This window comes from Anabaena sp. UHCC 0451 (assembly GCF_034931405.1).
Lineage (GTDB): Bacteria > Cyanobacteriota > Cyanobacteriia > Cyanobacteriales > Nostocaceae > RDYJ01.
The window spans coordinates 70,128-92,822 of record NZ_JAYGHA010000013.1 but is presented as its reverse complement, the minus strand read 5'-3'; the positions used below and the strand labels follow the sequence as shown (position 1 = coordinate 92,822).

Below are 22,695 nucleotides of genomic sequence, written 5' to 3'. Positions count from 1 at the left end.
TTACCCACTGTTCCCTGTTCCCTGTTCCCTGTTCCCTGTTCCCTGTTCCCTGTTCCCTGTTCCCTGTTCCCTGTTAAATGATCATTTTTTCCAAAGCTGAAACATCGGGGATACAGAGAACATCTTGTTCCCGTAGAATCAGGCCTTTTTTCTCCAACCTTGTCAGTACCCGTGTGACTGTTTCCCGTGCCAGTCCACTCAAACTGCTCAATTCCCGGTGAGGTAAATTAGGAATTTCTGTACCTGTTTCTCCTCGCGTACCTTGTCCTTCAGCCAAAAATAGTAATGTATCTGCTACCCGTGATTGACTATCCGATTCTCGCAGACGCAAACGACGATTTACTTGTCGTAATCGTCGCGCCATTAATTGCGCTAATCTAAGTCCTGCTAAGGGTTCTGTTTGCAATAACTTGACGAAATCTTGAGCAGGCATACTGCCTATCATTGTTGGGGTGAGAGTAATTACATCAGTGGAACGGGGGACTTCATCCAGTGCCGCCATTTCTCCAAATAATTCTCCATGCCCAATAATATTCAGCGTTACCTCTTTTCCTTCTAAATTGTAGGTACGGATTTTCACCCATCCTTCTATAATAAAATATACGGAGCCACCCCAGTCATTTTCTAGCAGGATAACTTGATTGGCAGGGTGGGTACGGGTAACAAGATGAGTGAGGGCTGTTTCTACAATAGATTCAGGCAACCCTTGAAAAAAGGGCGCTGAAGTGATCCAGTTTTGAGCGGATGTCTGCAAGCTATATCTATCTTCCATTAGGACATATTTATTAAAGCTGCTATGAACAAAACAAGCAATATCGGTGTTTTCAACCTCAGCTATGAAATTACAGCCGCTTTCAAAGAGGAAGCTAAACTATGTTACACAAGAAAACGACGATATAATTTTTTCTCAACAATCTTTACCTTCTTTTAGTATTTGCTGATTAAATACACCTGTACTACCTCCCTGTTACTACTACTACATAGAATTGTAATTTTACACTTAACCTGGTCAAAAATTTGGCGAACTAACTGAAAAGGAAGCGAAGGATCTAGATCAAGTTGCATCTCTCAGTAATTCATAACATAATTGCCCTCAGAAGTCCGAGCGATAAATTTTGTCACTGTGAACTTCTGTAATTGTAAATACCATAAACATCAAAGTACATTTCTAGCTAAGGTAATTTAACGTGACTTTCCGCGCAGATGAAATTAACAAGCTGATTGCAGACATTGACAACTTGCTGGCCAACAGTGGCAATCGTCTCTCAAAAATCCTGTCTGGTCAGGGACAAGAAGAAAGAGAGGTTTTGCAGCGAGTGCGTGACTTTCTTGTCACACTGAACGAAAGTGAAACACCAGAAGAAAATCCTGCTGATCAGTCACAGACTCCACCACTGTCATCTTTGTTGGCGCGATATGTGGAGCAGGAGCATAACCAAGCTGCACCATATTCGTATCAATCCCCACAGGAACAGGTTAATTTTACCGCAGAACAATTAAAAGGTGAAATTTCGGTTTTGCTTCAACCTTTGCAAGCTGAATTATCAGGGCTATTGCAAGAAAGAGCTTCTCTTGTCCAGGAAATTAGACAACTGGAGCAAAAGCGATTGCAAAATTATTCCTTAACACAGCAGTTAGCAAACCAAGAACAGATAATTACTGAATTTTTACAAGTGCTAACTAGTCGGTTAGTACCAAATTTAATTCCGTATTTGACAAGAAACGCATCTAATTCTCCCAGTTTGACTACAGGTGAGCATAATCAAGAAGCAGGTGATTCTGCGATTCAACCTGTTTTACAATCAGCCCAAGGGGTAGAACGGTTAGCTAATCTAGCCAGGGACTTGGATCAACGTTTGCTATCACTTGATGGCACTGTTAATGTTGTCTTTAGGGCATTAGAAAGTAACATCAACACTTATTATCAGTCTTTCTCCCAAGCACTGGCAAGAATGCACAGTCAGGGGATGCAAGGTGAGCAGTTGATGGCAAATTTTCTGCAAAATTTACATCAGCATTTACAACAACAATCCCCAGATGCTGAACTTTTTACCTTTGATGTCAAGACTGCAACAGAACAATCGGTTTCTCCTAGTGTTGAGGAATTAATTCCAGATATTGCTGTTGATACCCAGGAAACTTCTACGCTGGAGAATCTGGATACAGTGCTTTCAGAGCTTACGGCTGATGAATCTCAACCTGGGATTGTTGAGGAATTAATTCCAGATATTGCTGTTGATACCCAGGAAACTTCTACGCTGGAGGATCTGGATACAGTGCTTTCAGAGCTTACGGCTGGGGAGTCTTCAGTTTCAGTAATCAACCCTTTTACCACTGCTGATGAATCTCAGTCTGAGATAGTTGAGGAATTAATTCCAGAAGATTCTATTGTGGAGGGTCTGGATATAGTGCTGTCACAACTTACCACCAGCGAGCCATCAACTTTAGTTAGTGATACTTTTAGCATCTCTGATGAATTTCCGCCAGAGAGTGTTGATGAAGTAGACCAACTTTATGCAAGTTTGTTTAGTAGTGTAGATGCGACTAACGCCACAGAATCAACTACTTTGCCGGTGGTGACAAATGAGGTATTTACTTCTGAGATGGGTGAAAGTATGCCAGCATTAGTAATCACACCAGAACAACAAGATGATGATTTGTTGGTGTCTTCAGATACGATAGAGCAACAGGATTTAGATTTAAATCTTGTATATCAAAACAACAATACTTTACCTGAAATTGCTGTGGTAGAACTCACAGAGCCAGGATCTGAGTTGTGGGAAAAATTGTTGTTACCAGAGGATACGCAATCACAAGCTGAATTTGCTAGTGCTTCCACATTACCCGACTTTCATCCAGATAGTAGTGATACAATCACGGTTCTGACTGACTTATTGGTTGATGTTAGTTCTGAAGAACAGGTTGCAGAATTTGTATCTTTTGAGGATGATCTAGAAACGACAGTACCAGAGACTCCCATAGTCAGTTTTCCGGTGGAGGAATTAACAAAAGAGGATGATTTACTTACGGCTACTTATATTCCCGCTTCGCCACAGGAAAATCTACTGTCTCTAGAAAATGCAGATGTAGAAACCGAAGGTATACCCCCTATTGTCCTAGATTCAGCGCAGTTGCAGCAATTGGATCGAGATTTAGCAAATTTTGATTGGCGGTTAAATTTTGGTTCGGAACAGACAACTAATTTAGAAAGTTTGAGTTTAGAAAGTTTGAGTTTAGAAAGTTTGCAGGATGTGGTGGCTGACAGAGAGGATTTGCTCGATTTAGGAATACCTGTTACCGAATCTTTTAGCAGCCCAGCGACAGAGAATATACCATTAACTGCGATTTCTAATTTGGATATTCCTCAAACTGAAAAAAAAAAGGAACTCACAAAATCCGCACCAGAAGCAGATGTGCTTGCAGGTGACAATGTAAGTGATAATTCTTTATTGAGAGTCCAAGACCCAAACTCAGTTTGGTATTTAGGAATTGATTTAGGTACGACAGGAATTTCTGCGGCCTTGTTGAATCGTTCCCAATTAGTTGTATATCCGATCTACTGGTCTACAGAAAATAAATCAGGTGATAGTTCTTTTGAGCAATCATTTCGGTTACCAGCAGAAGTTTATCTACCTACGGCTTCCATTCCTCACTCAGAAGCTGAAAGCCCAGAAAATATTCAACAGATAGCACCAGCGGCCGTAGCACAGGATAAAACTCGCTCTACACCAGCACCGCAACAAAATCTTTATTCTGCTCATTTAAAGCCTTTTCTGCACGTAGCAATTCCCTACAAAACTACGCAACAGAAATGGGAACCCGTTTTGCAGTTAAATGAATTTTCAGCAGGTCCGTTGATTTGGGTGGTGCGATCGCTCTCGAAACTGCTATTAACTCTCAAATCGGATCAAACTAGTACAACTCCAGCTTTAATTGCTCATGGTGTGGGCATAGATACTCAAGTTTTCTCGGAAATTATCAATAACATTACTGGTGTGGTCTGTACTTGTCCATCTAGCTGGTCAGAACAATATCGCTTTAATGTGCGGGAAGCTATACTCACTAGTCAGCTTGTTTCCCATCCCCAACAGATATTTTTTGTGGAGGAGGCGATCGCTAGTTTGCTGCCAGAACTTGATCCTGGTAATTCTCAATCAGTGCAGTTGAGTGAAAATCAGGGTTTGCGTCCTTTAAAAACCAGCGAAAATTCTCTTCACGGTACAACACTAGCATTGAATATTGGCGCAACTGCCACAGAAATGGCACTGGTTGATTTACCGACCGACCTCAGCCAATTAACATATAGAGATTTTATGCTCCACAGTATTGCCTATGCTGGCAAGGCTATTGAGCAGGATATTATTTGTCAGTTATTACTGCCACCAAAATCTCGCCAACCCCGTGGGACAACACCAGCTAGTGGTCAAACTTCCACTAGTCATCCTTGGCATTGGCAACCCGCAATCACTGGTGTAGACAAAATTCAGTGGTCTAGTTTGAGTTTGGCCGCCTTAGAACTACCGCGAGTTGGGGAACCGGATATACCAGCCCGAATTCGCTTGCAACAAAGGCTAGAAAGTTCTTTGTTAGGACAAGCTTTATTGGAGGCTGCCCTAGCTTTGAAGCTAATTTTGCAACATCAAGAATCTTTTACCCTAGAATTAGCTGATCAATGTTGGATGTTGCAAAGAAGAGACCTGGAAAGCTTGGTTTTTGTACCTTATGTACGTCGTCTCAACCGCGAACTTAATAAATTATTAGTAGCTCGTGGTATTCCTACTGAGGCTATTAATCAAGCAATTCTCTCTGGTGGAGTCGCTTCCGTCGGTACAATTAACCGTTGGTTAAGACAAAAACTTCCTAACGCCAAAATTATTCAGGATTTATACTTGGGTGAAAATGGCGCTCCTCATTGTAGTCGGGTGGCTTATGGGTTGGCTTTATTACCTTTACATTCACAGGTTTTAGAAATACCTAGACAACAGTATACAGATTACTTCCTGTTTTCTGAATTGCTGAAAATTTTACTGGATAGCGTGGGTGGTGAAGCTATGCGTTCCCTCTCTTTTGGTGAAGTTCTGCAATTATTTGAGAGCCGTGGCATTAATACCCGCATTTGTCAACAGCGTTTGCTGGCTTTTTTGGAAGGTGAACTACCTGCTGGTTTAATACCTGCTGTTACCTCTGAAAACTTACCAGAACCGGATGGAAACCAAACATCTTTAAACTCTTTATGGTTGGCAAAAACCTCTCAGGAAAATCCTGATTATCAGGCGATCGCATCTGTACCACTATTCCAAAAACAAGGTAATCTCACTTACCGTCCTAATTATCAACAACTTCTGCTTTTGCGCCGTTATCTTGATGCTCTCAAAGCCAGTACGCTGCAATCACTAGAAGAACCTTATACGGTTAATTTTTCCTTTGCTATCAACCCTCTATAGCATTAATACTCCAAAAAGACCTCTTCCCAAAGAAATAAATTAAGAAGATTTATCAGGAGATGTACGCAAATATTTACTGCGTCTACATCATAAACGCCCACTTCGAAGTAAAAACACTGTCTATGTGAGAAGGGGCGTTTATTTTTCATATCTGTTTTTGAACTTCTTTACATAAAAAACATCAAAAATTTAAAACAACCAGGCTGAATAAAAAGATTGTATGAAGTTCTGGAGTTTCACTTTTTAGCATAGTAAAAATTACATACAATCTAATTGTATTTAATACGATTTACCATCTTTTCCGTAAAAAGATAGATGTAACAAATTAAATCCAATAAATGGTTAATTATGTCACTTTATATTATGACAACCCAAACAAAAAATTACACTGTGACTCATGTAGGTGTTCTCAATCATCTGATTCTCAATCATCTGAATCGGTTTGACTTATCAGCACAGTCCATCCACGCATCAGTTACTAGTAATACAAAAAGATTAATTGATATACTCGGAGCTATAGTTGGTTTAATAATTACATCTATACTTATAGTGCCTATAGCAATTGCTACCTTTGTTATTGATCCAGGTCCAATATTTTATTCTCAACTCCGCTGTGGTCTTAACGGCCGCACTTTTCGGATCTGGAAGTTCCGTTCTATGGTAGTTAATGCAGATAAACTCAAGTCTTTAGTCAAAAACCAAGCCAATGGTAACATTTTTAAATCTACTGATGATCCGCGTATTACCCCTTTAGGTAAATTCTTGAGACGCAGTAGTTTAGATGAATTACCCCAATTTTGGAACGTTTTAAGGGGAGACATGAGTATAGTTGGGACTCGTCCCCCCACTCCTGATGAAGTTATCAATTATGCACCACATCACTGGGAAAGGTTGCGAGTCAAACCAGGTATAACTGGAGAATGGCAGACTAATGGACGTTCCACTATCAAAGACTTTGAAACTATAGTTAATATGGATTTAGACTATCAGCGTAAATGGTCTATTACTTATGATTTGATGTTAATTTTTAAAACTATTTGGGTAGTATTAAACAGAAAAGGTGCTTATTAGGTGACAGGTGTCAGCAGATATAATTGATAACTGATTAACCTTTAACACCGCTACCTGTATCAGTAGGTACGATAAACCGTTGTAAAATTAAAAATAATAGCAAAACTGGGGCTATAGAAATTACGGAACCAGCTGCTACTAATCGCCAATCTAGAGAAAATGTACCTGCTAATTTAGCAACTCCCAAAGGTAAAGTATATAAACTTTCATCTTGGATGATAATTAAAGGCCATAAAAAATCACTCCAAGCACCAATAAATACAAAAATAGCTAAGGTGATGAGTGCTGGTCTAATAGCTGGTAACATGATAAACCACCATAATCCTAACTCAGAACTGCCATCCATGCGAGCAGCTTCTTCGATTTCTTTCGGCACTCCCATAAAAGCTTGTCTTAGTAAAAAAATGCCAAAAGCAGAAGCTAAACTGGGAAAAATCATCCCTAAATAACTATTTGTTAATCCTAACTGTACTGTCAAAATATATAAGGGAATCATCACAATTTGAAAGGGAATCATAATTGTAGAAACAATGGCAATAAAAATGCCGTTTCTACCGACAAATGATAATCTTGCTAAGGGATAAGCAGCTAAAGAACAAAATAGTAGATTTAATCCAACAGTCAATAAAGACACTATGATACTGTTAGATAAATATTGCCCAAAAGGTAAAGATTGCCAAACACGAGAGAAGTTATCTAAGGTTGGTTGAGTAGGCCATAACTGCGGTGGAGACTGCAAAAGATTTTCCGTAGGCGATTTTAATGATGTACTAATTAACCATAATAAAGGGAAAAGGGTAAAGAGTGCGATCGCTCCTAATAATGCGTATATGATGAAAATTCTTAGTTGTGATTTTTGGGTGTTCATATAGTAGCATTTTGATTTATAAATTTATTGGCAGCTATCACTTGGAAACTAGAAAAACTGATTCTAAAGTTGTGAAATTTGATAAATTAGTAATTGGTAAAAATCTTCTCCGCAGTCCAAAATTTCCAGTTATTCTGTAACGGATAAAATCTCTTTTGCCCTTTGAATATTTTGGCTGACAGCATTGGCTGAAGTTTGTAAAGCGGCTTTTTCTTCATCATTGAGATTAATTTCTAAAATATTCTCAACTCCACCACATCCTAAACGACAAGGAACACCAATCGTTACATCATTTAAACCATATTCGCCTTGTAAATAAGCCGCAACTGGCAACAAACGTGACTGATTTAATAAAATTGATTCTATCATTAAAGAAGTCGCAGAAGCAGGAGCAAAAAACGCGCCGCCTGTGTGCATTAATTCCACAATTTCTGCGCCACCGTTGCGGGTTCTTTCTACTAAACGTTCAATGGTTTCTGCGTCTAATAATTCTGTAATCGGAATTCCATTAACAGTAGCATAACGGGCTAAAGGAACCATTAAATCACCATGACTACCTAAAACCATCGCTTTGACATCCGCAGGTAAAACCCCTAATTCTAAAGCAATGAAAGTTTCAAATCTGGCTGAGTCTAAAACTCCAGCCATACCCATCACTTGATTTCTCGGTAAACCTGTAGTTTGCCAAGTTAAATAAGTCATCACATCTAAAGGATTGGTGACTACTATAAAAATAGCATGAGGAGAATGGGCGATCGCATTTTTTGCTGCTTCAACTACAATCTTGGCATTGATTTTTAGTAAGTCATCTCTCGTCATTCCCGGTTTACGAGGAAAACCAGCAGTAATTACCACAATTGTAGAATTAGCTGTATCTGCATAATTATTAGTACCGCTAATTTGCCGATTATGTAATTCTAATCCCCGTGCTTCTAATAAGTCTAAAGCTAAACCTTGGGGCATTCCCTCGACAATATCTAACAATACTACATCAGCGAGATTTTTTTCTGCAATGCGTTGGGCTAAGGTGCTACCAACTCTACCCGCACCCACAATAGTCACACGGGGGGATTTACATAAAACTGGTGAAGAAGGAGAATCAGACATAATTTCTCATAATTTCTCTATGATGGCGATAATTCAATCATCGTAGGGTGGGTTAGCGACAGCGTAACCCACCTTTTTTATAACTTTTAGACAAGAGCGTGAAAATTAAATGTGCGTTTCCTAGAACCCTTGTAGAGACGTTCCATGTCACGTCTCTACATTATTTATCTGGAGATGTATTTTACACAAACTCTTCCAATTGTTCTAACTTTAACCAAATATTGGGAGTTGGCACTTTGCCAAACTTCACTAAAGCGTAATCACCTTTGATATCGACAATTTCTCCTTGACTATCAAATAAATAGGAGGGAAAGCGAGTATCACTAGCTTTAGCTTCTACACTATTTTCCAACTTCTCGCGGACAGCGCGAACCATAGTTCCTTTTTTAACTGCCATAAGTTCCCTTTGTTCCAAAATAAACGCTTTTACTCAAAATTTTATCTCGCGCCAAGACGTAAAGGCATAATTTCTTTCTTCAAATAAGATAACCGCCTACTCTGGTGGTAAGCGGTTTAGGAGAAAGTTTATATTAATTATTTTTTAGTTATTTTTACATAGTTCTTCCTTGTCAATTCCATGATAACAAATCTCAAACCTGCTGTCAACCCCCATACTCTATATTCTGGACTTTGATTTATTTTCAAATGCTGCTGGAAGTAGCTGATTTGTCCATTTTTCCATCAATTATTGTGCAAATCTAGCTAATAACTCCTCACGAGATAATTGTAGAAGCAAAGGAGTAAATTCTTCTCTACTCATAGCAATTAGAGAGTTGATAATTATTTGTAGCTCAGAGTCAACTTTACCAAAACGCACTTGCAAAATACTTTCAATCATAGCGCGTCGTTCTCTTTCTATTCCTTCTTGTCGTCCTTCTTGAAGTCCTAAATGAAGTCCTTCTTGTCGTCCTTCTTGCAGTCCTACATGAAGTCCTTCTTGAAGTCCTTCTTGTCGTTCTTGTTTTTTGATTTCTTTTAATTGTTGTTGATAAATTTCTGATAATTTCATAATCAACTCCTGATCATCTTTATCAATATCTTGTGCTTGTTGTTGACGTGCAGATAAAACAGCAATTAGGTTATGTACTAATTCTATAATATCTGAAAGAAACGGATTATTATTTGCCAGTGCTTCTAATTCTTCAACTGCTTGTCTTTGTACTTTTCCTCTCCCTAATATCCGCAAAAACAGCGTTTCTGGTGTACTGGGTAGTTAATGAATAACAACAATTACGGTTTTTAACTCTTTTGCTAAAAAATAAATCCCTTTACTCCAGATTGTTTCATCCAGAGTACCATTAAAGCCCTCTAGAATTTCTACTGATGCTGTAGGCGTAAAAATCCATAATTGGGGTAATTCTGTTTCCTTTATTCGGGTATCATTGCGTTTAGCTTGCCGTTCTAAATCTGCATGAATGTCAAACAGCTTACCCATGCAACTGTGAATTTCACTCTTGCTGACAGGATTACGGAATGGTTCAAATATGGCATAATTTGTGGCCATTCTTCCTAGTAATCCGAGTATTTCTAAACTTTGTGTAGGTTGACGTGAAGGAATAAATAAAACGTCAATTTGCCTAACTTCTGCGGTGATATCTTTGCTGGTTTCTACTTGACCATAAGGTGTTAATAGTTCCGTTAGATATTGTTTGGCAAATTGATCATGTATAAAGCGAGTCATGAGATTTTTATTCCTGCTTTCATCCTGTAAATCCTAAAATCCTGGACATCCTGATTCTGACAATAAATAACTATTAATTTTACACTTTTTTTATGATACTAATTTAGGGGTTTAGCATTGCTAAACCCCTACCTGATGATTGTTAATTATATTTATTTTACAATAGTTCTTCCTCGTCGAACCTATGATAACAAATCTAAAATCATTTGTCAACACCCATACTCTCTTTTAGTGCTTTTATCTGGAAGTAATTTATTTTACAGATCCCCGACTTCTGAGATCACCTGATAATTTATTTAACAGATAAAGGAAGAAGTCGGGGATCTTGAGGATGCTGTATCAAAAAGATTAAACCATGAGGTTGAAAGTTCTATGAAACTATCGTTTCAGCAATGCGGGTTTTTAATGCTAGGCTTTTTTTGACTTTTCTCATTGCACCTAAAGCTATTAAAGAACCAACTGTGGGGATAGTTGCACCTCCAGGGATGTCGAAGGGGACAGGAGTGGCGGCGGTAGCTACTGCATACACCTGCACGTCCGCAGCAAGAACTCCAATATCACCAATAGCAACACCACCAAACGTATTCTCATAATAACCAGCCACCGCTGACCCCTGATCAAATACGGAATAAGCAAATATGGGTCCCTGGAAAAATTCATTCACACCCAGAGAGGAACTCCCAATTGCTGCATCAGAAGCAATCGCACCGTTACCCCACCACGGATTTTGTTGAAGTGTCGTGGATAGATCTAAGAAAGTCCCTGTTTGGGTTGTCACTTCATAGTCAGTTCCACCGACATTAAACACCAAAGCTTGTGCTGGAGACATACTGGCTAAAACACCAGCAACAGCACTACCAACAAGTAATGGCAAAAGATGAGATAAGTTCATGAAAAACTTTCCTTTGACAACAAAATAGACCAGTTTAGAACAGCGCAAAACTGAGAAAATTAGGCTTATTCGTTGAGTAAGTCCTGATTTGTCTGTGTTAATTGCATCTACATATCAGTGTATTTTATATGCAGCCTTTGTCTTTTTTTTTACAAAAATTTACTGATTTATTCGTATCATATTTGTTTATGTGAAAAAATAACCGCCAACTTAGTAGTAAACGGTTTCAACTCTAAAATTAAATGGTCATATAGTTATAGAACAGAAATCAGATTATTTTCATCCCTAACTTTGACACTCTGAACAAAAATGACTAGAACGCCCACCTAACTTAATCCGCTGAATGACGTTACCACAAACTTTACAAGGTTCACCGGCACGATTATAAACCCACGCTTCACCACCATAGTTGCCATTTACACCTTTAACATTGAGGAAATTACTAAAAGTTGTCCCCCCAACGGCAATACTAGCGGACAAAACATCAATAATGGCAGTTCTTAAAGGTGCTATTTGTTTTTGATCTAATTCTGTACAGATAGTAGTTGGTAAAATACCACTTTTAAATAAAGCTTCATCAGCATAAATATTACCCAATCCCGCTACTATAGATTGATCTAATAAAGCAGTTTTTATAGGACGACGAGATTTTTGCAGTTTATTAGCTAAATACTCGACTGTGAACTCTGGGGAAAAAGGATCAACTGCTAATTTCGCTAAACCTGTAATAATGCTTTCTACAGGAACATTACCAGGAACATACCACATTTGCCCAAAGGTGCGCTGATCTACAAACCGTAATTCGTGATTATCTGCAAAAAATAATCTGACCCTGGTGTGTTTGTGTAAAGGTTCGTCTTGATTTAACCATAATAATTGTCCTGTCATTCGCAGATGCACACCCAACCAGGAAGATGGAGAAAGTTCAGCTAAGAGATATTTACCGCGACGATGCCAGGATTTAATGGAGCTTGTTTTAATATTTTCTATAAACTTTTGAATAGAAGCTGGGTAGGCGATGGTGCGTTGAAGCAGCACATCTCCTCCCGTTATTCCTTGGTTGAGGGTTAATTGATTTAAACCCCGTCGGACTGTTTCAACTTCAGGTAATTCAGGCATTTAAGCAAAATAAGGGGACTGTGACGACATAATCAGGATAGTGGAAAAGTTGACGGCAATGGAAAATATCTACTAAACAAACAAAGCCCTTTGAGTTTCGCCATTTCCCTACGGAGGGAAGCCGCTACGCGTTTTGTCTGTGTAGCTATAATTTCTCATAGCCCTTCTCACTTTCTTATATCATGTCACCAAACAATCCCCTAATAGCTTGATTGCTTACTTTTTAGCAGCAGCAGCTGGTTTGGGTGCTTCGACTTCGATTAATTCATCTACAGCGAAGTTGTTGGTGTTGATTCCAGAGTAGTTAACTTTGGAAAAACGAACAATTACAGGGTATTTGATGCCGCTTTTGTCAACAGAAGCGACTGTCCCTACATCTTGAAACCAGTAGGATTCTGGACGGAGAATACGTACTTTAGAGCCACGTTGAACCATGATTATCTTCCCTTTGAATCTTCAATTGAGAATAAATTAGGGCTAATTTATTTCACTCTACTACCTGAAGGTCTTTGCTAGAGTATTTGTTAAGTTATTTGACAGGGAATTAGGGATTAGGGATTAGGGATTAGGGAATTAGGGAATTAGGGAATTAGGGAACAGGGATTAGGGATTAGGGATTAGGGATTAGGGATTAGGGATTAGGGATTAGGGATTAGGGATTAGGGAATAAGTTTCTTCACCCAGTCCCCAGTTCCCAGTCCCCAGTTCCCAGTCCCCAGTCCCCAGTCCCCTGATAAAAGTATCAGTCCGTACTTGACAAAGTACCTATAATAGAATAAGGTCGTTCGCAAACACTTCTTGCGAATAATTTTTTTATGGCTTTTACACCTTACTCAAAACAAAGACACTCCCCTCGTTACCTCTACCAATACGTAGATTGTTGTCTATATAAGTGATATCCAACCATCCTTGTTGGTCGCTTTTGATCGGGAAATCAAGAGCAGTAAATTTTTGGCCTGATTCAATTTGCTGGATAAAAATGTCTGGTGAGTTGTAGTCCATAAGTTTTTGTAGACCAATTATAGAGCGTTTAAACTTAACTTGAACTCGACGTTCAGAGACTGGTTCAAATTCAGCAGCTACACTGACTAATCCTTCTAAAGAAGGTAGTCCGTAAATTTCAGCTATGTTATAAACGCTGGTAGTTGCTACTCGAATAGATTGGTAAATTTGACCAAGTTTACAAAAGGGAAAGCGATCTAGGTTTAATAAAGCCTTGCTAGTGGTGTATAGTAGTCGCCAATCACCTTCTAGTAAGTAACTAGCTTCTAAAGGGCGTGGATTTGGGTTAAAGTCTTCTAAACTAGCGATCGCTGCTAGAATGGCTTGTTTTTGGGTTTCAGTTGCCAGCAAACCCCGATTTGTACCAGCAATTGTATCCAAGAGAGCAGCTTTTGTTACCATTATGTTCTACCTCAGAATATTAAGTATGAAATCAGAATTAACAGGAGGTTAATGTCAGTAATTCAGCAAGAATGGCTTGCTGTTAGGCATCAGGCTATTAAATAAATTTTTTTGTTTAATTCGGATTGATTAATCAAAGAGTTGAATCATTAACTAAATTATCTCGTATCAAATGATAGACTCTTAATGTCCATTTACTAATCTCTTCCTGTCTTCGTTGATATGTTAAATTCTCCTCTACGTGAGCATCCCCGGAACAAGCGGGCTATTGTAATTCCCTTGAAGCAAGAGTCGTCTATATTGGAATGGTTGCAGTCTAGCGGCCGTCTTATAGTACGTGACTTGAATGAAGCAAGTTTTTCTAGACCGGAAGAAGAAATATCTGATTTTTTAGTTGGAGAAGATGGAATGGGCGATCTTGACTATGATGATAGTGATATCAGCTTAGATGAGGATTAGCCTTGAGGACTGTGGAGACTAGATTTTATTCAGTAGTCTCTGTTTGCGATTTTTTTAAAGTGTGGAGTGAAGGAAAATTTTCTGTGGACGCTAAATTATCTCCTAATCAAGGATTGAATATTTCTGGAATTCGACTGGCTTCTCTGTTAGCCCTTTCGCTGACTATAGCCGCATTAAGTTTAGATTGGTTGAGTCATAGAGTATTCTGGCATACAGAATCTCTCACCATGCCCTTTCTGCTTTGTGCTGTAGGTGCTGCTGCTGCTGGCTTTTGGGCTGTACCATGGCTGCAAGCTTTGAAAACGGGGCAAATTATCCGAGAAGATGGACCCCAAGCACATCTGAGAAAAGCTGGTACTCCCACTATGGGTGGTGTGTTTTTCATCCCTGTGGGTGTGATAGTTGCTTGTTTCTTGTCTAATTTTGCTCAAGATGTAGTTGCTGTTTCGGCTTTAACACTCAGTTATGGGTTGATTGGCTGGATAGACGATTGGCAAATTTTGCGTCGGAAATCAAATAAAGGTATATCTCCGAAAATGAAACTGGCTTTGCAGATTATTTTTGCGGCTGCTTTCTGTGTTGGGATGATGTTGAATAGAGATTTTAGTATAACAAATATCGCTTTACCTTGGGTTGGTTTTTCCCTACCTTTAGGATTACTGTTTTGGCCTTTGGCTGGTTTCGTGCTAGTGGCAGAAAGCAATGCTACTAATTTAACAGATGGGATTGATGGTTTAGCGGGGGGAACAGTTGCGATCGCTATCTTTGCTTTAGGGGCTTTAATTGCACCCACTTCCCCAGAATTAATGATCTTCTGTGCGGCTATGAGTGGTAGTTGCATCGGATTTTTAGCCCATAACCGTAACCCAGCCCGTGTTTTTATGGGTGATACTGGTTCTTTGGCTTTGGGTGGTGCGTTAGCTGCTGTTGCACTTTTAACTAACAGTTTAGTAGTCTTGTTTATTCTCAGCGGGATATTTTTTGTAGAAACTCTGTCTGTGATGGCACAAGTTAGTTATTACAAAGCTACAAAAGGACCAGATGGGAAAGGGAAGCGGTTATTCAAAATGGCTCCTTTACATCATCATTTAGAATTAACTGGTTGGTCAGAATTGCAAGTAGTCACAGTTTTTTATCTCATTGCGGCGATTTTGGCTACTATCTGCTTGACAATAATCAAATTTTGAGATTTTTCATATATCACGAAGATATAGATCCCCGACTTCTTAGAGAATTCGGGGATCTGGTTTTTTATTGATTTTGCATTTGCTTGACAAGATGGACAATTTCTGGTAATATGATTTCATCCATTCCCAGACGGACTGCGTTACTAGAACCGGGAAGAGAAAAGATAATTTTATTTTGATAAGTACCAGCGACAGCGCGAGATGCGATCGCACGAGAACCAATTTCTTGATAACTTAAAAAACGGAATATTTCGCCAAATCCTGGTAAAGTCTTTTCTAACAGTTTTTCTATAGCATCGTAAGTAGTATCTCTAGGTGCAATTCCTGTACCACCATTAAAAATAATAACTTCTAAATTCTGATTTTTACTGATACTTTCTATATATGCTTGGATTTGGTCTGGTTCATCTTTGATAATTTGATAATCTACAATCAGATGATGAGCAGATAATAATAAATCCTGTATTAATTTTCCACTTTTATCTGTTTCTGGGTTGCGGGTATCACTGACGGTAACAACAGCACAGTTAACCGTGATATTTTCTGCATCTGGATGTGGTTGTAATTTAATCATTTATCCTTGTAAAACCTCACCCACAGTTAACTTAATATCAGAAAATAAAGGTGAACAAATTACCATATTATCAGTAAAAACCTGCTCATCATAAAAACCTTCCACCCACTCTAAAACCGTGACCTTTTTCTGCATGGGATCAACAATCCAATATTCAGCAATACCCCGCGCTGCATATTCAGAACGCTTGTAACGATAATCCCGATTTTCTTGATTAGGACTTACCACTTCAACTACTAACAAAGGAGGCGGCATATCCATTAAAATCAGAGAACGTTTAGCCTCTTTCATCTCTTCTGCTAATTCTTCTGAAAATATGACTAAATCAGGAACACGTACCCCCACCATCCGACTATTTACAGCTATTTCTGTTTTCATACTCAAGCGGTAATAGGGAATATCTAACTTTAAAAAGGAGGCAACTAAAAACATCACTATCCGCCGATTTAGCTCACTTTCAAAAGGCATAACAATTAATTCCCCGTTTTCTAATTCATATAAATTATCTGTACCGTCATCAAATTGGAGAAACTCTTCAAAAGTCATTTTTTTAGCAGTTGCAACTATCATGACTATTACTCCTATAAACTTTGAGAACATTTTTTAAGTCAAAGATCAAAGATAAAAGATCAATGACCAATGACTGATAAATAATTTAGGATTTACTTAATCCCAGATCATTTTCTTCCGCGTAACGTTCCATAAAACGCATAAAGCGTTCCCATTCTTCTGGACTTTTCATCAGGTAAAGTGCTTCGACAGTATCTGGTTTACCATTGACAAATTTACCCTTGACTTCGCGGGTAACAATTTCACCTTCTTCGTCAATCATATACATCCCAGTAATTTCTTCTGTGCTACCTTCGCTGAAAGCTTTGGGATTAGTAAAAGTAAATGTTGCTGTACCTTGATCACCACTGCGCGATCGCGTTAAACGTACATCTGGAACTACTGTTTCGTCAATACCTCTAGAAAATTGGATTTTTGCCATGATCAATGAATTTTAAGTTTTATGATGTTTAGGTTAATATTCTCTCATCATATAACAGGCATTTAACTATCGTGGTTGAATCTATTTACCGATTTCGCTTAAATCGCAGGTTATTTACTGTACTGGCAGTATGCTCAATTTTATTAGTAATTTTACTAAATTTTCATGCTGCACCAGCCGCAACCACAACTAACGCCAAAAATGTCATTATTATGATTGGTGATGGCATGGGCTGGGAAATGGCTAATGCTGCGGCTATTTCTCAGGGGTATAGTTATAGTGCAGGTAAAGGTCAAGGACTCAGCTTTCAGAATTTAGATAATTATGCCTTAGCGACAACCTACGGAACTACAATTGCTGCTGGTAATGGAGTGTTTAATACTGGTAACTCTGCATTGACTAACACTATTTCCATCACAGGTGGTAGCCCTATCTTATCTGGGTTTAGCTTCAATCCTAGATTTAATCCGGGTATTAACGCTTCCGGTGGTGAAAAAAATCTCCAACCGGATGCTGTAGGTAATTTGGTCGGTTATGATCCGGTACTTGGTGGGATTAATCCTTGGACTCCTGGAAATGACCCGGAATATATTAAGCACAGTTATCCTGACTCAGCAAACACAGCTACCACTCTTTATACCGGAGTTAAAAGCTACAATAACGCTATTTCTGTAGATATCTTTGAGAAACCGCTAGAAACGATTCTAAAAACTGCGGCTGATGTGGGAAAATCAACTGGTATTGTGACATCTGTACCTATTGATCATGCTACTCCTGGTGCTGCTGCTGCTAATGTCAACCGTCGCAATAAATATGATGGTGAGTATCCGAGTTTAGATAATATTTTGCAGCAGGAACTTCGTATTTATCAACCGACGGTAATTTTGGGTGGTGGTCATCCTCTGACTGGTGCTAGTAGTCAATCTTTACCAGTGGGAGTAGAACCTCCGACGAAGTTTGAATATATTACGAAATCGACCTATAGAGAATTGAGTAAAAACCCCAATCAAAATCGCTATGATTACACATTTGTAGAACGGGGAAGAGATGCAGCGGATAAATTAAAAGAGATTGCGAGTAAATTAGATCCCAACAAAGGCGATCGCTTATTAGGATTATATGGTGCAAGGGGACAAGAAGGAAATCTGCCAGTTAGTACAGCAAATGGAGATTACAGTCATACAGGTTTAAGTATTTTTTCTCTGTTTGCTTCCCAAGGTAAAAACCCTGATACAGTCCGTCCTTTACTTCCTGGAGAAACAAATACATCATTTATTGCTAGGGAAATTAACGAAAATCCCACTCTCAAAGATTTAACTTCAGCAGCTTTAGAAGTCTTATCAAAAGATGAAGATGGATTTTGGTTAATGGTAGAAGGTGGTGATATTGATTGGTCTGCACATGATGATAATTTAGATAATTTGATTGGTACAGTTTTAGATTTTGATCAAGCTGTGAAAACTGTAATTGATTGGATTGAAAAAAATGGTGGTTGGGAAAATAATCTCCTCATTGTTACCGCAGATCATGACCATTACCTTACTTTAAATCCTGATTTTGAGCAACTTTTAAAAACACAAGGTGCAGAAGCTTTAACTACTGAAGCTGACCCTACAAAAGCTGGACATTTTTGGGGTTCTAATCCTGATATTAAATATGGTTGGGGGAATCATTCTAACCGACCAGTTCCTGTTTACTATCAAGGTCAAGGTGCGGAAGTTTTGACTAATTTTATCGGGAAGGGTTTTCAACTTTATGGTTTTGATGTTCCGGGAATTACAGGTTTAGTAGACCAAATCCACATTTATCAAACTCAATTAGCTGCGGTTAAAAACAATAGCTAATTTTTTGTAGATCCCCGACTTCTTTAAGAAGTCGGGGATCTGAGTAATTGAATTGAGTAATTATCTATTTTCCAAAACCTTTACCTTTACTAACTGAAGGAAGACAAAGACAGTTTTCTAGTTGCTTGAGTAAAGTTTCTTCGTCCAAATTTTGACCAATTAAAACTATTTGGTTTTTCTTTTCACCTTTCCACTGATCATCATCAATGGTGAAGCGTTTACCGCACAGGTGAAAAATATGACGTTGGGGACTTTCTTCAAACCACATAATACCTTTAGCGCGGAAGACATTTGTAGGTAGTTGGTTATCTAAGAAATATTGAAATTTTCTAATTGCAAAAGGTTTATCACTTTGAAAAGAAATAGATATAAAACCATCATTTTCTAAGTGATTAGAATGATGGTGATGATGTTCATGATCGTGATGGTCATGTTCACAAGTAGAATGATCATGATCGTGATGTTCGTGATCATGATGATCGTGTTCGTGTTCTTCTGAATCAAAATATTTATCAGATTCAAATAAACCAACACTGAGGATCAAAGGAAGGGGAACTTGGGAATTTTTAGTTCTAATAATTCTTGATCCTTCCTTAATTTCGTTAATCTTCCTTTCTAAATCTTGTAACTTAGTTTCATCAACCAAATCTGCTTTATTGAGCAGAATTACATCACCATAAGTAATTTGACTAAGTGCAGCTTGGGAATTGAATAAATCTAAACTATAATTTGCTGCATCAACTACGGTGATGATGGAATCTAGACGGGTTAAATCTCGCAGTTCTGAACCCAGAAATGTCATTGCTACTGGTAAAGGATCTGCTAATCCTGTAGTTTCTACAACTAGATAATCTAGCTTTTCTTCTCTTTCTAAAACTTTGTAAACTGCATCAACTAAGTCATTATTAATGGTGCAACAAATACAACCATTGCTAAGTTCCACCATGTTATCATCAGTGGCAACAATTAACTCATTATCAATGCCAATTTCGCCAAATTCGTTGACTAAAACGGCGGTTTTTAAACCTTGCTGATTAGTCAAAATATGATTGAGTAAGGTAGTTTTACCGCTACCAAGAAAACCTGTAATAATGGTTACTGGTAATCCTTGTTTGGTATCATTCATTGCTGGAGATTCGGAAGTTATTGCTGATGTCATAGTCATGAAGTAGGATTTGAGTCTATTTAAGTCTATTTTAAATAGTAGCCTGTTTTTGGATACTTGGCTTTGCTAGTTATACTAAACACGGTTGAGACATGGACTTTTACAAAATTACGAAAAACCCAGATTTGTAGGGGTTTAGCTCCTGCTTTACCCCTACCCACAGAATCAAATGATTAAGCCGTGTTGAGTATACATACCAGCTTGAAAAATCTGATTAGCTGTTAATTTTAACTCTGGAAATGTGGCTGATATGATTATTTCATCATTTCTAAATTGTTTAACTTTATATTCTCCATTGACTAAATTATAAATAAACGTTTATATTCCGATAAAATTATTTCATTTAAAAAAAGGATAATCCACTCATGATACCCTAAAGGTTGATTCATTTCAAAGATTACTCCCTTATGTAATTCATATCTTTTATTTTCTGGTTTCCATTGCAAAAATTCTGTAAAAGTTACTGGTTTAGTTTTGGGTAAAGCTTGAATCATAATTTACCAACCTCTGCTGACGGCATTACATGATATTACTGGGAATTATTTATAGAACTACATCAGATATGATAGATGAAGAGAGCGATCGCTTTTAATTCCATTTCTCTTACCTATCCGGTTACTCACTACATACGCTATCATTGCTAATCGTTAGATGCCTTATTCCTCTATTATGACCCTATCTATTTACAATACTCTCACCCGTCGTCAAGAACCATTTACCACCGTCGAACCTGGAAAGGTAAAGATGTATTATTGCGGTGTGACGGTATATGATTACTGTCATTTGGGTCATGCTAGAGCGTGTATTGTTTGGGATGTAGTGCGGCGCTATCTTCAGTTTATCGGTTATGATGTGCGTTATATCCAGAATTTCACGGATATTGATGATAAAATTCTTAACCGCGCACGGACAGAAAATTCGACAATGGAAGCGGTATCAGAACGCTTTATCAAGGCATATTTTGAAGATATGGCACGTTTGGGAATTAAAGAAGCTGATGAATATCCCCGTGCGACCCATACCATGAACGGTATTCAAAGATTAATTCATGATTTAGAACAGAAAGGTTTTGCTTATCCGTCTCATGGTGATGTTTATTATGCGGTGCGAAAGTTTGATGAATATGGCAAACTTTCAGGACGCAAATTAGAAGATTTACAAGCTGGTGCGAGTGAACGGGTAAACGTAGAAGATCCAGAATATCAAAAAAAGAAAGATCCCTTTGATTTTGCCTTGTGGAAAGCAGCAAAACCTTCAGAACCGTCTTGGGAGTCACCTTGGGGAAAAGGCCGTCCCGGATGGCATATTGAATGTTCAGCGATGGTGCGCGATCGCCTGGGTGATACCATAGATATTCATGCTGGTGGTGCTGACTTAATTTTCCCACATCACGAAAACGAAATTGCCCAATCAGAAGCAGTAACTGGTAAACCTTTAGCAAATTACTGGTTACACAATGGCATGGTTAAGGTAGATGGTGAAAAAATGTCCAAGTCTTTGGGCAATTTTACCACTATCCGCGATTTGTTAGATCGTGGTGTTGACCCGATGGCATTAAGATTATTTGTGTTAATGGCACAATATCGCAAACCAATTGATTTTACCGATGAAGCAATTTTAGCAGCAACCAACGGCTGGCATACTATCAAAGAAGGTTTGTTATTTGGCTATCAGCATGGTAAACAATTGGGTTGGGAAAATCTCGAATTAAATAATTCTAACATTGATAAATCAGAAGCTGAGAAATTCACCAACGCAGTGGATGATGATTTTAATTTTCCTGGTGGTTTAGCGGTAATTTTTGAATTAGCCAAAGAATTAAGGAAGGAAGGAAATATCATTGTTCATCAAGGAAAAACAGAAACTCCCGCAGATGAATTATTTAAACAATGGCAAACTCTGTTAACACTAGCAGATGTTTTAGGTTTAACTGCCAAAATAGAAGAAGAAAAACCTGCAACTGATGGTATAAGTACAGAAGAAATTCAAAAGTTAGTTGACAAAAGACTGGAAGCTAGAAAAGCAAAAAACTTTGCGGAAGCTGACAGAATTCGTGATGAATTATTAATCAAAGGAATTACCTTAATTGATACAAAAGATGGCACACTTTCTCATCCTACTATTAAGCCCATAACATTGTAGTATTTTAGGGTGCGTTAATATCAAATCTGTAACGCACCTTGAATGATACCTAATTTATAATAAATGTAAAAATGTAAATGTTCAGCTATAGCAATGGTTCATACCCAGATCCCCGACTTCTAACATCAATTTATAATTTGTGAACATAATAAATAAAAGAAGTCGGGGATCTTATCGCCTTACCTGACTACTATACGTAAACAGAGATTTTCAACTTTGATTTTTTAATTTTTAATTAATACCATGTGGAAAGAACTAACAAACGCAATTTCTCATTTTAACATCCCTGCTGATTGGATCGGTATTCGCGCTGTTAAAGAAACAAGCAGAAACCATTATGTTCGTGATGGTTTACCCAAAAGCAATGGTAAATCATTAACAATGGGAGCAATGATTGAAGTCATGGTCAATGGTAGCATAGGTTATGCTGCTAGCAATTCCTTAACATTATCATCCTTGCAAAATGCAGCGGAAATAGCTTATAAACAAGCGATCGCAGCAAATAAATTTTGGATATATCCCTTTAGTCAAAATACCCGTCCCAAAGTCGTCGGTGAATATAACTCACCTTTCTTTGAACCATTAGACGCTATTAGTCCAGGGGAAATCAACGATTTATTAATTCGTATTTGTCACACCCTGAAAATTAATGATAAAATTGTCCAAACTACCGCTAATACTAACACCAGTGAAAAAGAGACTTGGTTTGTTAGTAGTAACGGCTCAGAAGTTTATCAAAAAATCATT

The 22,695-nt window shown here is 38.1% G+C and carries 19 protein-coding genes and 2 pseudogenes; 7 read left to right on the top strand and 14 right to left on the bottom strand.

What is annotated here, in order from left to right:
- Positions 1-73 precede the first annotated feature (73 nt).
- Positions 74-772, bottom strand: a complete 699-nt coding sequence (locus VB694_RS10975) for a Crp/Fnr family transcriptional regulator (RefSeq protein ID WP_323360348.1) — start codon at positions 770-772, stop codon at positions 74-76.
- 415 nt (positions 773-1,187) lie between these two features.
- On the opposite strand from VB694_RS10975, the gene VB694_RS10970 reads away from it, so the two are divergent.
- Both VB694_RS10970 and VB694_RS10965 read left to right on the top strand, forming a co-directional pair.
- Positions 1,188-5,444 carry a hypothetical protein gene (locus tag VB694_RS10970; protein WP_323360347.1) on the top strand — a complete coding sequence of 1,419 codons (4,257 nt, stop codon included), beginning with the start codon at positions 1,188-1,190 and terminating at the stop codon, positions 5,442-5,444.
- Positions 5,445-5,807: 363 nt separating this feature from the next.
- Positions 5,808-6,515 carry a sugar transferase gene (locus tag VB694_RS10965; RefSeq protein ID WP_416233478.1) on the top strand — a complete coding sequence of 236 codons (708 nt, stop codon included), beginning with the start codon at positions 5,808-5,810 and terminating at the stop codon, positions 6,513-6,515.
- Positions 6,516-6,549: 34 nt separating this feature from the next.
- On the opposite strand, the gene VB694_RS10960 is transcribed toward VB694_RS10965, so the two are convergent.
- From VB694_RS10960 to VB694_RS10925, 8 genes and pseudogenes are all read right to left on the bottom strand, one after another.
- The gene (locus tag VB694_RS10960; protein ID WP_323360345.1) at positions 6,550-7,383 is read right to left on the bottom strand and encodes a carbohydrate ABC transporter permease; all 834 of its coding nucleotides are present in this window, start codon (positions 7,381-7,383) and stop codon (positions 6,550-6,552) included.
- Between the two features lie 129 nt (positions 7,384-7,512).
- The gene (gene mdh / locus VB694_RS10955) at positions 7,513-8,490 is read right to left on the bottom strand and encodes a malate dehydrogenase (protein ID WP_323360344.1); all 978 of its coding nucleotides are present in this window, start codon (positions 8,488-8,490) and stop codon (positions 7,513-7,515) included.
- 181 nt (positions 8,491-8,671) lie between these two features.
- Positions 8,672-8,887: an NAD(P)H-quinone oxidoreductase subunit O gene (locus VB694_RS10950; protein WP_323360343.1), complete on the bottom strand. Its 216-nt coding sequence runs from the start codon at positions 8,885-8,887 to the stop codon at positions 8,672-8,674.
- Between the two features lie 288 nt (positions 8,888-9,175).
- Positions 9,176-10,171: pseudogene (locus VB694_RS10945) on the bottom strand (hypothetical protein).
- 370 nt (positions 10,172-10,541) lie between these two features.
- Complete coding sequence (locus tag VB694_RS10940) at positions 10,542-11,063, bottom strand: hypothetical protein (protein ID WP_323360342.1); 522 nt, start codon at positions 11,061-11,063, stop codon at positions 10,542-10,544.
- Positions 11,064-11,348: 285 nt separating this feature from the next.
- Positions 11,349-12,182, bottom strand: coding sequence for a DNA-formamidopyrimidine glycosylase (locus VB694_RS10935; RefSeq protein ID WP_323360341.1), 834 nt, complete (start codon positions 12,180-12,182; stop codon positions 11,349-11,351).
- A 216-nt stretch (positions 12,183-12,398) separates the two neighbouring features.
- Positions 12,399-12,617 carry a photosystem I reaction center subunit IV gene (locus VB694_RS10930; RefSeq protein WP_323360340.1) on the bottom strand — a complete coding sequence of 73 codons (219 nt, stop codon included), beginning with the start codon at positions 12,615-12,617 and terminating at the stop codon, positions 12,399-12,401.
- 387 nt (positions 12,618-13,004) lie between these two features.
- Positions 13,005-13,586 (bottom strand): PAP/fibrillin family protein, encoded by a 582-nt coding sequence (locus VB694_RS10925; RefSeq protein ID WP_323360339.1) that lies wholly within the window; start codon positions 13,584-13,586, stop codon positions 13,005-13,007.
- A 222-nt stretch (positions 13,587-13,808) separates the two neighbouring features.
- Here VB694_RS10925 and VB694_RS10920 point away from each other — a divergent pair, with 222 nt between their 5' ends.
- The gene (locus tag VB694_RS10920) at positions 13,809-14,045 is read left to right on the top strand and encodes a DUF3134 domain-containing protein (RefSeq protein WP_323360338.1); all 237 of its coding nucleotides are present in this window, start codon (positions 13,809-13,811) and stop codon (positions 14,043-14,045) included.
- Positions 14,046-14,128: 83 nt separating this feature from the next.
- The gene (gene mraY, locus VB694_RS10915) at positions 14,129-15,232 is read left to right on the top strand and encodes a phospho-N-acetylmuramoyl-pentapeptide-transferase (protein ID WP_323360337.1); all 1,104 of its coding nucleotides are present in this window, start codon (positions 14,129-14,131) and stop codon (positions 15,230-15,232) included.
- Between the two features lie 64 nt (positions 15,233-15,296).
- On the opposite strand, the gene VB694_RS10910 is transcribed toward mraY, so the two are convergent.
- From VB694_RS10910 to psb28, 3 genes are all read right to left on the bottom strand, one after another.
- Complete coding sequence (locus tag VB694_RS10910) at positions 15,297-15,806, bottom strand: MogA/MoaB family molybdenum cofactor biosynthesis protein (RefSeq protein WP_416233477.1); 510 nt, start codon at positions 15,804-15,806, stop codon at positions 15,297-15,299.
- A complete protein-coding gene (locus tag VB694_RS10905) occupies positions 15,807-16,376 on the bottom strand; it encodes a Uma2 family endonuclease (protein WP_323360336.1) in 570 nt (189 codons plus the stop codon).
- Between the two features lie 85 nt (positions 16,377-16,461).
- On the bottom strand, positions 16,462-16,797 hold the full coding sequence (psb28, locus tag VB694_RS10900; RefSeq protein ID WP_323360335.1) for a photosystem II reaction center protein Psb28: 336 nt from the start codon (positions 16,795-16,797) through the stop codon (positions 16,462-16,464).
- A gap of 212 nt (positions 16,798-17,009) precedes the next feature.
- Here psb28 and VB694_RS10895 point away from each other — a divergent pair, with 212 nt between their 5' ends.
- The gene (locus tag VB694_RS10895; protein ID WP_323360407.1) at positions 17,010-18,641 is read left to right on the top strand and encodes an alkaline phosphatase; all 1,632 of its coding nucleotides are present in this window, start codon (positions 17,010-17,012) and stop codon (positions 18,639-18,641) included.
- A gap of 64 nt (positions 18,642-18,705) precedes the next feature.
- Here the strand turns inward: VB694_RS10895 and VB694_RS10890 are convergent, their stop codons facing one another.
- Positions 18,706-19,800: a GTP-binding protein gene (locus VB694_RS10890; protein ID WP_323360406.1), complete on the bottom strand. Its 1,095-nt coding sequence runs from the start codon at positions 19,798-19,800 to the stop codon at positions 18,706-18,708.
- A gap of 305 nt (positions 19,801-20,105) precedes the next feature.
- Entirely contained in the window at positions 20,106-20,300 is a 195-nt protein-coding gene (locus tag VB694_RS25310) for a Uma2 family endonuclease (RefSeq protein WP_416233476.1), read from the bottom strand.
- 175 nt (positions 20,301-20,475) lie between these two features.
- On the opposite strand from VB694_RS25310, the gene cysS reads away from it, so the two are divergent.
- Both cysS and VB694_RS10875 read left to right on the top strand, forming a co-directional pair.
- The gene (cysS, locus tag VB694_RS10880; RefSeq protein ID WP_323360405.1) at positions 20,476-21,948 is read left to right on the top strand and encodes a cysteine--tRNA ligase; all 1,473 of its coding nucleotides are present in this window, start codon (positions 20,476-20,478) and stop codon (positions 21,946-21,948) included.
- A gap of 243 nt (positions 21,949-22,191) precedes the next feature.
- Positions 22,192-22,695 (top strand): annotated as a pseudogene (locus VB694_RS10875) (PmbA/TldA family metallopeptidase); the annotation flags it as partial.

Excerpts from the sequence above, each read along its gene's own strand:
- VB694_RS10975 (WP_323360348.1), bottom strand. The coding sequence starts at position 772 with ATGGAAGATAGATATAGCTTGCAGACATCCGCTCAAAACTGGATCACT.
- VB694_RS10965 (WP_416233478.1), top strand. The coding sequence starts at position 5,808 with ATGACAACCCAAACAAAAAATTACACTGTGACTCATGTAGGTGTTCTC.
- VB694_RS10960 (WP_323360345.1), bottom strand. The coding sequence starts at position 7,383 with ATGAACACCCAAAAATCACAACTAAGAATTTTCATCATATACGCATTA.
- mdh (WP_323360344.1), bottom strand. The coding sequence starts at position 8,490 with ATGTCTGATTCTCCTTCTTCACCAGTTTTATGTAAATCCCCCCGTGTG.
- VB694_RS10950 (WP_323360343.1), bottom strand. The coding sequence starts at position 8,887 with ATGGCAGTTAAAAAAGGAACTATGGTTCGCGCTGTCCGCGAGAAGTTG.
- VB694_RS10940 (WP_323360342.1), bottom strand. The coding sequence starts at position 11,063 with ATGAACTTATCTCATCTTTTGCCATTACTTGTTGGTAGTGCTGTTGCT.
- VB694_RS10935 (WP_323360341.1), bottom strand. The coding sequence starts at position 12,182 with ATGCCTGAATTACCTGAAGTTGAAACAGTCCGACGGGGTTTAAATCAA.
- VB694_RS10930 (WP_323360340.1), bottom strand. The coding sequence starts at position 12,617 with ATGGTTCAACGTGGCTCTAAAGTACGTATTCTCCGTCCAGAATCCTAC.
- VB694_RS10925 (WP_323360339.1), bottom strand. The coding sequence starts at position 13,586 with ATGGTAACAAAAGCTGCTCTCTTGGATACAATTGCTGGTACAAATCGG.
- VB694_RS10920 (WP_323360338.1), top strand. The coding sequence starts at position 13,809 with ATGTTAAATTCTCCTCTACGTGAGCATCCCCGGAACAAGCGGGCTATT.
- VB694_RS10910 (WP_416233477.1), bottom strand. The coding sequence starts at position 15,806 with ATGATTAAATTACAACCACATCCAGATGCAGAAAATATCACGGTTAAC.
- VB694_RS10905 (WP_323360336.1), bottom strand. The coding sequence starts at position 16,376 with ATGATAGTTGCAACTGCTAAAAAAATGACTTTTGAAGAGTTTCTCCAA.
- psb28 (WP_323360335.1), bottom strand. The coding sequence starts at position 16,797 with ATGGCAAAAATCCAATTTTCTAGAGGTATTGACGAAACAGTAGTTCCA.
- VB694_RS10895 (WP_323360407.1), top strand. The coding sequence starts at position 17,010 with ATGATTGGTGATGGCATGGGCTGGGAAATGGCTAATGCTGCGGCTATT.
- VB694_RS10890 (WP_323360406.1), bottom strand. The coding sequence starts at position 19,800 with ATGACATCAGCAATAACTTCCGAATCTCCAGCAATGAATGATACCAAA.
- VB694_RS25310 (WP_416233476.1), bottom strand. The coding sequence starts at position 20,300 with ATGATTCAAGCTTTACCCAAAACTAAACCAGTAACTTTTACAGAATTT.
- cysS (WP_323360405.1), top strand. The coding sequence starts at position 20,476 with ATGACCCTATCTATTTACAATACTCTCACCCGTCGTCAAGAACCATTT.